13 protein-coding genes are annotated in these 12850 nt (G+C 65.9%); 2 read left to right on the top strand and 11 right to left on the bottom strand.

Annotation, left to right across the window (positions count from 1 at the left end):
• Positions 1-110 precede the first annotated feature (110 nt).
• The 6 genes from acpP to FM069_RS10220 all read right to left on the bottom strand — a co-directional run bounded on the left by acpP (position 111) and on the right by FM069_RS10220 (position 4062).
• On the bottom strand, positions 111-347 hold the full coding sequence (gene acpP, locus FM069_RS10245) for an acyl carrier protein (protein ID WP_003283670.1): 237 nt from the start codon (positions 345-347) through the stop codon (positions 111-113).
• Between the two features lie 182 nt (positions 348-529).
• A complete protein-coding gene (fabG, locus tag FM069_RS10240; protein WP_143488202.1) occupies positions 530-1273 on the bottom strand; it encodes a 3-oxoacyl-ACP reductase FabG in 744 nt (247 codons plus the stop codon).
• A gap of 14 nt (positions 1274-1287) precedes the next feature.
• Positions 1288-2226: an ACP S-malonyltransferase gene (gene fabD / locus FM069_RS10235; protein ID WP_143488201.1), complete on the bottom strand. Its 939-nt coding sequence runs from the start codon at positions 2224-2226 to the stop codon at positions 1288-1290.
• 90 nt (positions 2227-2316) lie between these two features.
• A complete protein-coding gene (plsX, locus tag FM069_RS10230) occupies positions 2317-3336 on the bottom strand; it encodes a phosphate acyltransferase PlsX (RefSeq protein ID WP_143488200.1) in 1020 nt (339 codons plus the stop codon).
• Between the two features lie 2 nt (positions 3337-3338).
• Positions 3339-3521, bottom strand: coding sequence for a 50S ribosomal protein L32 (gene rpmF, locus FM069_RS10225; protein ID WP_143488199.1), 183 nt, complete (start codon positions 3519-3521; stop codon positions 3339-3341).
• Between the two features lie 13 nt (positions 3522-3534).
• Positions 3535-4062: a YceD family protein gene (locus FM069_RS10220; RefSeq protein ID WP_143488198.1), complete on the bottom strand. Its 528-nt coding sequence runs from the start codon at positions 4060-4062 to the stop codon at positions 3535-3537.
• A gap of 110 nt (positions 4063-4172) precedes the next feature.
• On the opposite strand from FM069_RS10220, the gene FM069_RS10215 reads away from it, so the two are divergent.
• Positions 4173-4751 carry a Maf family protein gene (locus FM069_RS10215; protein ID WP_143488197.1) on the top strand — a complete coding sequence of 193 codons (579 nt, stop codon included), beginning with the start codon at positions 4173-4175 and terminating at the stop codon, positions 4749-4751.
• 3 nt (positions 4752-4754) lie between these two features.
• Here the strand turns inward: FM069_RS10215 and sppA are convergent, their stop codons facing one another.
• From sppA to rluC, 3 genes are read right to left on the bottom strand one after another with little or no spacing between them, the layout of a single operon-like run.
• Positions 4755-5735 (bottom strand): signal peptide peptidase SppA, encoded by a 981-nt coding sequence (sppA, locus tag FM069_RS10210; RefSeq protein WP_143488196.1) that lies wholly within the window; start codon positions 5733-5735, stop codon positions 4755-4757.
• On the bottom strand, positions 5725-6420 hold the full coding sequence (locus FM069_RS10205; RefSeq protein WP_233282017.1) for an HAD-IA family hydrolase: 696 nt from the start codon (positions 6418-6420) through the stop codon (positions 5725-5727). Before FM069_RS10205 ends, sppA begins: the two co-directional genes overlap by 11 nt.
• Entirely contained in the window at positions 6410-7366 is a 957-nt protein-coding gene (gene rluC, locus FM069_RS10200) for a 23S rRNA pseudouridine(955/2504/2580) synthase RluC (protein WP_143488194.1), read from the bottom strand. Before rluC ends, FM069_RS10205 begins: the two co-directional genes overlap by 11 nt.
• A 560-nt stretch (positions 7367-7926) precedes the next feature.
• On the opposite strand from rluC, the gene rne reads away from it, so the two are divergent.
• Positions 7927-11175 (top strand): ribonuclease E, encoded by a 3249-nt coding sequence (gene rne, locus FM069_RS10195; protein WP_178106712.1) that lies wholly within the window; start codon positions 7927-7929, stop codon positions 11173-11175.
• Positions 11176-11367: 192 nt separating this feature from the next.
• Here the strand turns inward: rne and murB are convergent, their stop codons facing one another.
• The gene (murB, locus tag FM069_RS10190; RefSeq protein ID WP_143488192.1) at positions 11368-12387 is read right to left on the bottom strand and encodes a UDP-N-acetylmuramate dehydrogenase; all 1020 of its coding nucleotides are present in this window, start codon (positions 12385-12387) and stop codon (positions 11368-11370) included.
• Positions 12384-12848: a low molecular weight protein-tyrosine-phosphatase gene (locus FM069_RS10185; RefSeq protein ID WP_178106711.1), complete on the bottom strand. Its 465-nt coding sequence runs from the start codon at positions 12846-12848 to the stop codon at positions 12384-12386. Before FM069_RS10185 ends, murB begins: the two co-directional genes overlap by 4 nt.
• Positions 12849-12850: the final 2 nt, after the last annotated feature.

Genomic DNA, 12850 nt, shown 5'->3' with positions numbered 1-12850 from the left:
CGGACGAGACGATGAGCGCTCGGGGGACGATGAACAGGCCCATTAAAGAAAAACCGCACGGCTCATGGGAGTCGTGCGGTTTTTGCGCGTCGGAAAGCGACGATTACAACTTATTGCGCGTGCGCGTTGATGTAATCGATGGCTTCCTGAACGGTGGTGATCTTCTCTGCTTGCTCGTCCGGGATCTCGGTCTCGAATTCCTCTTCCAGGGCCATCACCAGCTCAACGGTGTCAAGCGAATCGGCACCCAGATCCTCGACGAAGGAAGCGCTGTTGGTGACTTCTTCTTCCTTGACGCCCAGTTGTTCAGCGACGATTTTCTTGACGCGCTCTTCGATGGTGCTCATACCTTGTTTTCACTCCTATGGAAAATCCGTGCAGCTGGGCTGCAGTGTATAGAAAGGGATTTCTGCATTTCAAGCTGAACGGCACCCACGAGGGAAGCCTCTCGCCGCCATCCGAACCCCGTTGCACGTTCTCAACCGATCAGATAGCCCTTGAGACAGCCCCCCGCAGGGATTCGTCACATTCAGCTCATGTACATACCGCCGTTCACAGGGATAGTAGCCCCTGTGACGTAGGCTGCGCCATCCGAAGCGAGAAACGCCACGACCCGGGCGATCTCCTCGGCCTGGCCGAGACGACCCAGCGGGATCTGGGTGAGCAGCGCGTCGCGCTGGGCTTCGGGCAGTTCGCGGGTCATGTCGGTGTCGATGAAACCCGGCGCCACGGCGTTCACGGTGATCGCCCGAGAGCCCACTTCGCGGGCCAGCGCCCGGCTGAACCCTTCAAGACCGGCCTTGGCGGCCGCGTAGTTGGCCTGACCGGCATTGCCCATGGCCCCGACCACGGAGCCGATGTTGACGATGCGACCCCAGCGCGCCTTGGTCATGCCCCGCAGGACCGCCTTGGACAGCCGATACAGGCTGTTCAGGTTGGTGTCGATGACATCGAACCACTCATCGTCCTTCATCCGCAGCATCAGATTGTCGCGGGTGATGCCGGCGTTATTGACTAGGATGGCTGGCGAGCCGTGGCGCTGCTGAACCTGCTCCAGAACCGCGGCCACGGACTCATCGCTGCAGACATCGAGCATCAGCCCGCTGCCCTGGATTCCGTTCGCCTGGAGCGTCTCGGCGATGCGTGCCGCGCCACCTTCCGAGGTGGCCGTACCGATGACGATGGCGCCCTGGCGCCCGAGTTCCAGCGCGATGGCCTGGCCGATGCCGCGGCTGGCGCCAGTGACCAGCGCCACCTTATCTTGCAGGGACATGGAATTCTCCTTGTTCAGGCCAGCGCCGCACGGGCGGCGGCGAAGGCGTCGGGGGTATCGAGATTGAAGAGGCCGATGCCTTTCACGCAGCGCTTGTTGAGACCACTCAGCACCTTGCCGGGACCGCACTCCACCACCTGGGTCGCGCCCAGTTCGGAAAGCCGGACCACGCTCTCGGTCCAGCGTACCGGGCTGTAGAGCTGGGCCAGCAGGTTGCGCTGCAACTCCGCTACGTCACTCACCGCCTGGGCACTCACGTTCTGCACCAACGGGATGTTCGGCGCTTGCCAGTCCACACGCTCCAGCGCTTCGGCGAAGCGCTCGGCCGCCGGGCGCATCAGTGCGCAATGGGACGGAACGCTCACCGGCAGCGGCATGGCGCGACGGGCGCCGCGGGCATTGCAGGCCTCGATGGCGCGAGTCACCGCTGCCGCGCTACCAGCGATCACCACCTGACCCGGGGCATTGAAGTTGACTGCGCTGACTACTTCGCCCTGCTCCGCTTCGGCGCAGGCAGCCAGTACGTCCGCATCCTCGAGGCCGAGGATCGCTGCCATGCCGCCCTGCCCGGCCGGCACGGCTTCCTGCATCAGTTGCCCGCGGCGCTCGACCAGCTTCACCGCGGTAGCGAAAGGCACGCTGCCCGCGGCCACCAGCGCGGAATATTCACCCAGGCTGTGGCCGGCGACATAGGCCGGCTGCGCACCGCCCTCGGCTTGCCAGAGACGCCACAGTGCGATGGACGCCGCCAGGATCGCCGGCTGGGTCTTGTCAGTCTGGTTCAGGCGCTCTTCGGGCCCCTGCTGGATCAGGGCCCAGAGGTCGTAACCGAGGGCGTCCGAGGCTTCACCGAAGGTGTCCAGGATGCCGGGGTACTGGGCTGCTTGCTCGGCCAGCATGCCGAGGGATTGCGAGCCCTGGCCGGGGAAGACGAATGCGAGGGATGCGGACATGAGGGTTCCCTTATCCAGTCGATCGGGAGAAACGGCGCCTGGTGGCCAGGCGTCGAACTGAATGCTTGGATGGCCGGCTACGACCGATGGTCACATCTGCCGCAGCAGAACCTCGAGCCGCCCGCTCAGGCGCCGAGGCAGGTCTTCGCTGACTTCGGCATAGGCCCGCTGGATCGCGCTCTGCCAGCCTTCGCGGCCTGCCGACCCGTGGCTCTTCACCACGATCCCCTGCAGACCGAGGAAACTGGCGCCATTGTGGCGGGCAGGCGCAATCTCCTGACTGAAACGGCGCAGAACGGGCAGTGCCAGCACGCCAGCCAGGCGGGTGATCGGGTTTCGGGCAAAAGCGGTCTCGATCCGCGAGGAAACCATGGTGACCAGCCCCTCGCTGGCCTTGAGCAGGACATTGCCCACGAAGCCGTCGCACACCACCACGTCAGCATCGCCGCGGTAGACGCCATCCCCCTCGACGAAGCCCACGTAGTTCAAGCCAAGCGCCTGCTGCAAGAGCGCTGCCGCCTGCTTCACCACTTGGTTACCCTTGATTTCCTCGGTCCCCACGTTGAGCAACGCGACCCGCGGCGACTCGGTTCCCAGCGCCTCGGCGGCTACGGCACCCATCACGGCAAACTGGTAAAGGTGCTCGGCAGTGCAATCGACGTTGGCCCCCAGGTCCAACAGGTGGCACGGCCCCCGGGAGGTGGGCACGGCCCGCACCATGGCCGGTCGATCGACACCCGGCAGGGTCTTCAGGATATGCCGGGACAAGGCCATCAACGCCCCGGTGTTACCCGCACTGACACACGCCTGGGCGACACCCTGGCGGACCAGGTCGAGGGCGATACGCATGGATGCATCGGGCTTGCCGCGGAGCACCTGGGCCGGCCGATCGTCCATGGCGATCTGCTCGCTGGCATGCTGGACATGCAGCCGCGAACGGTCGAATGCGATCTTCTCGCAGGCGATAAGGGATTCGAGGAGGGGAGCCTGACCCACGAGGATCAGTTGGAGCGAGGGGATTTCAGCCAGGCAGGAGAGGCTGGCGGGGACAATGCAACGGGGACCGAAGTCCCCGCCCATTGCGTCGATCGCGATGATCGGAGCGGACAAGATTACTCGTCGGCGCCCTTGTCGATCACCTTGCGACCCCGGTAGAAACCGTCCGGGGAAACATGGTGGCGCAGGTGCACTTCACCGGTGCTCTTTTCCACGGAGAGGGCGTTGCCCTCGAGAGCGTCGTGGGAGCGACGCATGTCGCGGGCAGAGCGGGATTTTTTGTTCTGCTGAACAGCCATAATCGATTAACTCCTAAACGTTTGGGTCACGCTTTAACTGCGCCAGTACGCTGAACGGGTTGGACCGCGGAACCTCGTCTTCGCTGGACTGCGGCTCGTCTTTAACCGCCGGCTGCTGGCAAACATCGGGATCATGGGTCGGGACGATGGGCAGAGCGAGCAATAGCTCGTCTTCGACCAGCGTCATCACATCCAGGGGGTCTTCGCCCACTTCGAGCACCTCGTAGCTCTTGGGGAGCGACTGGGTGTCCGCGCCTTCTTTCACGACCGCATACACGGTTTCGCTGTGAAGGGGCAGGCTGACCAACTCCAGGCAACGCTGGCAAACCATCTTGACCTCGGCGTCCAGCTCGCTGTGGATGACCACGGAGCGTCGTTCGTCGCGATCGAATAGCAGTTTTACCCGCACAGCGCCTGCGTCATCCGCGAGCGGATCGCACAGGCGCGCCAGGTTCGAAAGCGGCACCGAACCCTCGAGGGTGGCGCCACGATCGGCCAGCTTGCGCGGGTCAACGTGAGGTGGAATCGGCCCATTCAACATGGCGCGGTATTCTAGGGAGCACCCCTCCCCCTGTCAAAACAATTTCCACCCTGTCGGATACGCGGCTGACGCTTCTAGAATGAGCGCCCGATCTCGACGGAAATACCGTTATGCAACCGATCCTCCTCGCCTCCAGCTCGCCCTACCGCCGCGAACTGCTCCAGCGCCTGCGCCTCCCCTTCCAGTGGGATGCCCCGGAGATCGACGAGAGCCACCGACCCGGCGAAACGCCCGAGGCCCTGGTCAGGCGCCTGGCCCGGGAGAAAGCCATGGCGTTGGCGAGCCGGTACCCGCACTACCTGATCATCGGTTCGGACCAGGTCGCGGTGAACGGCGACCGGATCCTCGGCAAGCCCCACGACTTCGAACGCGCCCATGCCCAGCTGAAAGCAGCCAGCGGCGGCAGCGTGAGCTTCCTGACCGGGCTTGCGCTGTTCAACGGCGAGCGTGGCGACTGCCAGGTGGACTGCGTGCCGTTCACGGTCCATTTCCGAGCCTTGAGCGACGACGCCATCACCCGCTACCTGCACGCGGAAACGCCCTACGACTGCGCTGGCAGCTTCAAGGCCGAGGGGCTCGGCGTGAGCCTGTTCCGCGCCACCGAAGGCCCTGACGCCACCAGCCTGATCGGGCTGCCCCTGATCAGGCTGGTGGACATGCTTATAAAGGAAGGCGTGGCGATCCCCTAAGACTCAACGCAGCGAGGGCCCCTGGAAGCCCAGCCACAACGCTGCGTGCTCGGAGACACTGGCCCCCAGGCGCTTGGCGAACCGGTCGATGGGCGAGTCCTGAACGGTGTAGTCCACGATTTCCTTCTCGCCGATGACCTCACGGGCGACGTAGCTGGTGCTGCCCAGCTTGTCCACGAGCCCCAGCGCAACCGCCTGCTCGCCGGTCCAGATGAGGCCGGAGAAGAGTTCGGGATGGCCGTCCACCTTGAGTCGATCACCCCGCCCTTTCTTCACGCTATCGATGAACTGCTTGTGAGTGGTCTCCAGCACGCCCTGCCAGAAACGGGTCTCGTCTTCCTTCTGGGGCTGGAATGGATCGAGGAAGGCCTTGTGCTCGCCGGAGGTATAGACGCGCCGTTCCACACCGAGCTTGTTCATGGTCTCGACGAACCCGAAGCTGGCAGCGGTGACACCGATGGAGCCCACCAGGCTCGCCTTGTCCGCGTAGATCTCATCGGCGGCGCTGGCGATGTAGTAGGCACCGGAAGCCCCCAGGTCGGCGATCACCGCGTAGACCTTGATGTCTTTGTGCTCGCCCCGCAGCCGGCGAATCTCGTCATAGATGTAGCCCGACTGCACCGGGCTGCCACCCGGGCTGTTGATCCGCAGGATCACCCCTTTTGTTTTCGGGTCATCGAAGGCGGCGCGCAGGCTGCCGACGATATTGTCGGCGCTGGCGGCCTCCTTGTCGGCGATCATGCCGCGCACTTCCACCAGAGCCGTATGGCTCTCCGAGCGAGAGGCGCTTTTCTTCAGATCAAGCGCAGGCGTGAACAACGCCAGCATGATGAACAGGTATAGAAACGTCAGCACCTTGAAGAAGATGCCCCAGCGCCGGGAGCGGCGCTGTTCCTGCACGCTGGCCAGCAGCGCCTTTTCCAGCAGCCGCCAGCTCCGCTCGTCGGGGCTGCCCGCTGCCGGTGTCTTCCACTCATCCGCCATGCTCGTTCACCTCTGCAGGTTGCGTGATCGCACGCCCGGCCAGCCAGGCGCGCAGGTCATCGAAATACTGGATCGCCAGCCGCGGCGATTCCTCGCACAGCACCGTCAGGGGCTGCGCGCCATACCCCACCGCCACCGCGTCCATGCCGGCATGGCGAGCCATGCGCAGGTCGAACGGAGAATCGCCCACCATCAGCGCCCGCGCCGGTGGCACGTCGCAATGCATGAGTATCTCCTGCAGCATCAGCGGGTCTGGCTTGCTGGCCGTTTCATCGGCGCAACGGGTGACATCGAAATAATCCAGCCAGCCATGCGCCTGCAACACTCGCTGCAGGCCGCGGCGACTCTTGCCGGTGGCCACTGCGAGGCGGTAGCCCCGCCGGCGGAAATCATCCAGCGCATCCACCACGCCAGGAAAGAACGGCGAGGGCTCAGTTTCCAGGGACAGGTAGTGGTCGACATAACGCCCCCGGAAGCGCTCCAGCGCCACCAGGTCGAGTTCGGGATACAGGGAGAGGATCGCCTCGGGCAACCCCAGCCCGATGATGCCCTTGATCGCCATTTCGCTGCGATCTGGCAGACCGCAGCCGAGCGCCGCGACCCGCATGGCCTCGACGATGCGCCCGATGGAATCCACCAGCGTACCGTCCCAGTCGAAGATCAGCAGTTGGTAGTCAGGCTGCACCCAGGCGCTCCAGGGTGTCGGACCACAGGGCATCCACCGGCGCCTCCAGGCTCAGCGTGCTGCCGTCCGGCATGCCGATCCGCAAGGCATAGGCGTGGAGAAACAGACGCTTGCCGCCCAGCTCGCGGATTTCCCGGGAAAACTCTTCATCGCCGTACTTCGGATCGCCGGCGATGGCGTGGCCGGCGTGCTTGGCGTGGACCCGGATCTGGTGGGTGCGGCCGGTCACCGGGCTCGCCTCCACCAGGGTGGCGAACTCGCCGAAGCGGCGCAGCACACGAAACAGCGTCAGCGCCTCCTTGCCCTCCGGGTTGACCTCCACCATGCGCTCGCCGGAACGCAGGTTGTTCTTCAGCAAGGGAGCGCTGACCTGCTTCTTCGAGGTCGGCCAGCTGCCGCGCACCAGGGCTTGGTAGCGCTTATCCACCCCGTCGCCCCGCAGTGCCTCGTGCAGGTGCCGCAGCATGCTGCGCTTCTTGGCGATCATCAGCAGGCCGGAGGTGTCCCGATCGAGGCGATGCACCAGCTCCAGGTCCTTGGCGTCCGGCCGCAGCTGGCGGAAAGCCTCGATCACGCCGAAGCTCAAGCCGCTGCCTCCGTGCACAGCCAGGCCGGCCGGTTTGTTGATGACGATCAGCGCCTTGTCTTCATGGACGATGGCCGCCTCCAGGCGCTCCAGCAGCCCCTGGGCCAGCGGTGCCGGCTCGTCGCGCTCCGCCAGGCGCAGCGGCGGGACGCGTATGATGTCGCCCGCCTGCAGTTTGTAATCCGGCTTGATGCGCCCCTTGTTCACCCGCACCTCGCCCTTGCGCAGGATGCGGTAGATTAGGGTCTTGGGAGCACCCTTGAGCTGGGTGCGGAGGAAATTGTCGATGCGTTGGCCGGCGTATTCCGGCGCGACCTCAAGCAGTTGAACGGCCGAGGTCGAGGGGGCGGGAGTCGTCATCGCGACATCATAACAATTTTTTATTGAATTGAAGCACTTAATGATTGCTGCTATATTCGCAACGCCGCCAAAAGCGGCCAGGCCAGCGGATGCCTCACGTTGCATTCCGGCCACCTGCAATCATTGAGGACGTCAGGCCGTCCGACGCGACCTCCAGCGCATCGCCTGGAGCGCTCCGAAAACAAAGCCTTGAGCCATGACGCGTGATCTGCCCCAGGGTCGATTACGGTAAATGCAACCCGCTCCGGATTCTGCGAGCGGCACCCGATTTTCAAGGATTACGTGTAGGGTGGAGATGCACAGCCGTCGGACTGCGTAGCACAGGCTTTTACAGACGCTTCATTTCGTCCGCTGTCGTCGGCTGATTCCTCCTCCTGAACCAAGCGCTTTTGTTGCCACACCAGCGACCAGGAAACGCTGTCGCGTCGTCGGCCCTTCTGGCCGGCGATCGCTAGACCCAGAGGCGGCCCGACCGCCCCTGACGCGCGCCCGACACCAACCGTGAGAGTCGTGTGTGCCGAACGTCGTCTCCGGCAGCCCCGGAAACCATTTGGTATCACATGAAGAGAATGCTGATTAACGCGACTCAGCCCGAAGAGTTGCGTGTAGCACTGGTCGACGGCCAACGCCTGTACGACCTGGACATCGAATCCGGTGCCCGCGAGCAGAAGAAGGCCAACATCTATAAAGGCCGCATCACCCGCGTCGAGCCCAGCCTCGAAGCCGCCTTCGTCGACTTCGGCGCCGATCGCCACGGCTTCCTGCCGCTGAAGGAAATCTCCCGGGAATACTTCAAGAAGAACCCCGAAGGCCGGGTCAACATCAAGGAAGTCCTGAGCGAAGGCCAGGAAGTCATCGTCCAGGTCGAGAAGGAAGAACGTGGCAACAAGGGCGCAGCCCTGACCACCTTCATCAGCCTCGCCGGCCGTTACCTGGTCCTGATGCCCAACAACCCGCGCGCGGGGGGCATTTCTCGTCGCATCGAAGGCGAAGAGCGCAACGAACTGCGTGAAGCGCTGAACGGCCTGGACGCCCCGGCCGACATGGGCCTGATCGTCCGCACCGCCGGCCTGGGCCGCAGCAGCGAAGAGCTGCAGTGGGACCTGGACTACCTGCTCCAACTGTGGACCGCCGTCAAGGAAGCGTCCCAGGACCGTTCCGCTCCGTTCCTGATCTACCAGGAATCCAACGTCATCATCCGCGCCATCCGCGACTACCTGCGCCAGGACATCGGCGAAGTGCTGGTGGACAGCGTCGAGGCCCAGGAAGAAGCCCTGAGCTTCATCCGCCAGGTGATGCCGCAGTACCAGAACAAGATCAAGCTCTACCAGGACAGCGTTCCGCTGTTCAATCGCTTCCAGATCGAGAGCCAGATCGAGACCGCCTTCCAGCGCGAAGTGAAGCTGCCGTCCGGCGGCTCCATCGTCATCGACCCGACCGAGGCCCTGGTGTCCATCGACATCAACTCGGCGCGCGCCACCAAGGGTGGCGACATCGAAGAAACCGCCCTGCAGACCAACCTGGAAGCGGCCGAGGAAATCGCCCGCCAGCTGCGCCTGCGCGACATCGGCGGCCTGATCGTCATCGACTTCATCGACATGACCCCGGCGAAGAACCAGCGCGCCGTGGAAGAGAAAGTCCGTGAAGCCCTCGAGGCCGACCGCGCCCGCGTCCAGGTGGGCCGTATTTCCCGTTTCGGCCTGCTGGAGATGTCCCGCCAGCGCCTACGTCCGTCCCTGGGCGAGACCAGCGGCATCGTCTGCCCGCGTTGCAACGGCCAGGGCATCATCCGCGACGTGGAATCCCTGTCCCTGGCGATCCTGCGCCTGATCGAGGAAGAGGCCCTCAAGGACCGCACCGCGGAAGTCCGCGCACGCGTGCCCTTCCAGGTGGCCGCCTTCCTGCTCAACGAAAAGCGCAACGCCATCACCAAGATCGAGCTGCGCACCCGTGCGCGCATCTTCATCCTGCCCGACGACCATCTGGAAACCCCGCACTTCGAAGTCCAGCGCCTGCGCGACGACAGCCCGGAAGTGCTGGCCGGCCTCTCCAGCTACGAGATGGCCCACGAGGAGCATGAGGAAGTCCAGCCGGTCAGCGCGACCCGCACCCTGGTTCGCCAGGAAGCCGCGGTCAAGTCGGTGGCCCAGGACCGCCCTGCCCCGCCCGTACAGAGCGCCGAGGCACCAGCGGCCGCACCCGTCGCCCCGCCGGTACATCACCACGCCCAGCCGGCCCCGAGCCTGCTCAAGGGCCTGGTGAAGTCCCTGGTCGGGCTGTTCGCCGGCAAGGAAGAAGAAGTCCCGCCGGTTGCCGAGAAACCGGCTGCCGCCGAGCGCACGCCGCGCAGCGAAGAGCGTCGCAGCGGTCGCCAGCAGAACCGCCGCCGCGAAGGCGGCCGTGACGAGCGCAAGCCCCGCGAAGAGCGCGGTTCCCGCGAGGAGCGGCAATCCCGCGAGCCGCGCGAAGAACGCCAGCCACGCGAAGCCCGTGAGGCCCGCGAAGGCCAGGAGCCACGCCGCGAGCGCGCCGAGCGCCTGCCTCGCGAAGAGCGCGCCCCGCGTGAGGAGCGTCAGCCTCGCGAGGAACGCCAGGCCCGTGAACCGCGCGAGCCGCGTGAAGAACGCCAGCCTCGGGAAGAGCGCCAGCCGCGCGAGGAACGCGCCCCCCGCGAAGACCGTTCCGCCCGTGAACCGCGTGAAGAGCGCCCGGCCCGCGAGCCGCGTGAACCACGCGAGCCGCGCGAAGAACGTCAGCCCCGCGAAGCCGGCGAGCAGGCCGAAGGCCGTCGCGAGCGCAACGACCGCGAGCGTCCGCCGCGGGCAGAGCGTCCGCCGCGTGCCCCGCAGGCTACGATCAGCGACGAGGAAATGACCGACCAGGAAGAGTTGCTGGATGACGATTTCTCGGAAGGCAGCGATGACGAGCGTCCCCGTCGCCGCTCCCGTGGCCAGCGTCGTCGCAGCAACCGTCGCGAGCGTCAGCGTGAAGTCGGTGGCGAATTCCCGGAAACCGCCGAGGAAAGCGCCGGCACCGTCTTCGCCGCCACCGCAGCCAACGCTTTGAGCGACGTAGCCGCCGCCAGCGATACACAGCCCGCGACCGAGCCCCAGGCAGAGTCCGTCGCCCCGGTGACCGACGTAGCCGATGCGACCGACGCCGCCCCTGCCGAGGAAGCCCTCCAGCGCGTCCCGGATGCGGTGGAACCAGTAGAAGCGCCGCAGACTCTGGCCGAGGCCCCGGCACCCGCCGGTGCCGTGGAAGCCCAGGAGCCGGTTACCGCGGACGTGGCACTGGTGCCCGCTGATACCGCTGTCGCCGACGAACCCGCGCAAGCGGCTCCGGCCTCCGCGTCTGCCGGCGGCCGCGCGCCCAACGATCCGCGCGAAGTGCGTCGCCGTCAGCGGGAAGCCGAGCGCCTGGCTCGCGAGACCGAGACCGAGGCCCCGCAGGATGCGCCAGCGTCGAACATTCGTCCGGAAGCGGCCAGCGTGCCCTACGAGAGCGTATCGGCCGTGACCTTCACCGCCGACGAGCCGCGCGTCGAAACCGAGGCCCCCGCCCCGGTGGTGGCCGAAGTCGCCGAGGTCGAAACCCCGGCCGCACCGGCCAATGAACCGACCAAAGTGGAACGTCCGGCGATCCAGCCGGCCAATCCCGAGGAACCGGTCCTGCTGCCCCATCCGGACGCCGTGAGCGCCTTGGAGCAGGTAAAGGCGCAAACCGCCGCGCAGGACGATGCCGAGGCGGATGACGCCAAGGCGCGCGAGAAGAAGGCCGATGGTGCGGACGACACGTCGCACACTTGATTCGAGCCGAAGAAAAAAGGGCGCCTCCGGGCGCCCTTTTTTTGTCTGCGGTAATCCTCGGCTGGGAGTTCCGGTCGAGGCCTTTGCTCGCACATGGCCAGGCTTGGCATCTCGGCAAAGAAAAAGGCGCCCATGGCGCCTTCTTCGTTTCATCGCAATGCCGCGCGCGTGTCTGGCGCGAGCCTGCCTCGTTCAGAGCAGATTCGGCTCCATCTCCAGGGTCACGCCGAAGCGCGCCAGGATGTCGCCCTGGATACGCCGGGCGAGAGCCAGGATCTCGGCGCCACTGGCCGTACCATGGTTCACCAGCACCAAGGCCTGCTGCTGGTGGACACCGGCGTCCCCCTCACGAAACCCCTTCCAGCCGGCTCGCTCGATCAGCCAGCCGGCGGCCAGCTTCACTTGGCCATCGGCCAACGGATAGGCCACCAGATCGGTGTAACGCGCGCGAAGCGCGTTGGCGCTGTCGGCATCCACCACGGGGTTCTTGAAGAAACTGCCGGCATTGCCGAGTTGGGCGGGGTCGGGCAGCTTTTCCTGGCGGATGGCACACACCGCCCGGCTGACATCCACGGCGCTCGGAGTATCGATACCGCTCTCCGCCAGGCGCTGGCGTAGCGGGCCGTAGTCCAGGTGCGGGGGCGCCTGGCGGTCCAGGGCGAAGCGGACCCGGAGGATCACCCAGCGATCCGGCTCCTGCTTGAACAGGCTGTCGCGGTAACCGAAGGAGCAGGCCTCGCGGTCGAAAGTGACGAGTTCGCCGTTGCGCCGATCCAGGGCCGTCAGGCCGGCGAATACGTCCTTCAGCTCCACGCCGTAGGCACCGATGTTCTGCACCGGCGCGGCACCCACCGTGCCCGGAATCAGGCTGAGGTTTTCCAGGCCGGCGAAACCTCGCGCCAGGGTATCCAGCACGAAGGGATGCCAGGGCTCGCCGGCCTCCGCTTCCAGGATGGCGCGCCGGCCATCATCCTCCAGCACCCGCACGCCGCGGCTGGACATCTTCAGCACCAGGGCTTCGACGTCTCGGCTGAGCAGCAGGTTGCTGCCGCCGCCCAGCACCAGCAGCGGCAGGCGCCGCGCGGCGGCCTCAGCCAGGGCAGCGCGAACGTCCTCCTCCCCCTGAGCCTCGGCAAAGCCACGGGCACGCACGTCGATGCCGAAGGTGTTGTAGGGCGCCAGGGAAACCCCCTCCCGCACCTGCAGGCTCACAGGCGGCGCTCCACGTCCGCGAGCAGGGCATCGCAGCCCTGCTCCAAGAGGTCCAGCACCCGCTCGAAGCCCGCTTCGCCCCCGTAGTACGGGTCCGGCACCTCTTCCACGTCGAGGGCGTAGCGGCGCAGGAACAGGTCCACGCCGGCCTTGTCCTCCCCAGGGAACAGACGGTCCAGGTGATACAGGTTGTCGTGGTCCATGGCCAGGATCAGGTCGAACCGGGAGAAATCCTCCGCAACCACCTGGCGCGCCCGCAGGCTCGCCAGGTCATAACCACGCCCGGCGGCCGCCCACAACGCGCGCGCATCGGGGGCCTTGCCCACGTGCCAGTCGCCCGTCCCGGCGGAATCCACCTGGACCCGCTCCGCCAGCCCGGCCCGTTGCAGGCGGTGACGGAAGATTCCCTCGGCAGTGGGCGAGCGGCAGATGTTGCCCATGCAGACGAACAGCACGCGCACGG

This window comes from Pseudomonas mangiferae, assembly GCF_007109405.1.
GTDB lineage: Bacteria > Pseudomonadota > Gammaproteobacteria > Pseudomonadales > Pseudomonadaceae > Pseudomonas_T > Pseudomonas_T mangiferae.
Note: the sequence above shows the minus strand (reverse complement) of the source record. Positions and strands in the feature narration are given on the sequence as shown.

Excerpts from the sequence above, each read along its gene's own strand:
- acpP (WP_003283670.1), bottom strand. The coding sequence starts at position 347 with ATGAGCACCATCGAAGAGCGCGTCAAGAAAATCGTCGCTGAACAACTG.
- rluC (WP_143488194.1), bottom strand. The coding sequence starts at position 7,366 with ATGACGACTCCCGCCCCCTCGACCTCGGCCGTTCAACTGCTTGAGGTC.
- fabG (WP_143488202.1), bottom strand. The coding sequence starts at position 1,273 with ATGTCCCTGCAAGATAAGGTGGCGCTGGTCACTGGCGCCAGCCGCGGC.
- rne (WP_178106712.1), top strand. The coding sequence starts at position 7,927 with ATGAAGAGAATGCTGATTAACGCGACTCAGCCCGAAGAGTTGCGTGTA.
- rpmF (WP_143488199.1), bottom strand. The coding sequence starts at position 3,521 with ATGGCTGTTCAGCAGAACAAAAAATCCCGCTCTGCCCGCGACATGCGT.
- fabD (WP_143488201.1), bottom strand. The coding sequence starts at position 2,226 with ATGTCCGCATCCCTCGCATTCGTCTTCCCCGGCCAGGGCTCGCAATCC.
- sppA (WP_143488196.1), bottom strand. The coding sequence starts at position 5,735 with ATGGCGGATGAGTGGAAGACACCGGCAGCGGGCAGCCCCGACGAGCGG.
- FM069_RS10215 (WP_143488197.1), top strand. The coding sequence starts at position 4,173 with ATGCAACCGATCCTCCTCGCCTCCAGCTCGCCCTACCGCCGCGAACTG.
- FM069_RS10220 (WP_143488198.1), bottom strand. The coding sequence starts at position 4,062 with ATGTTGAATGGGCCGATTCCACCTCACGTTGACCCGCGCAAGCTGGCC.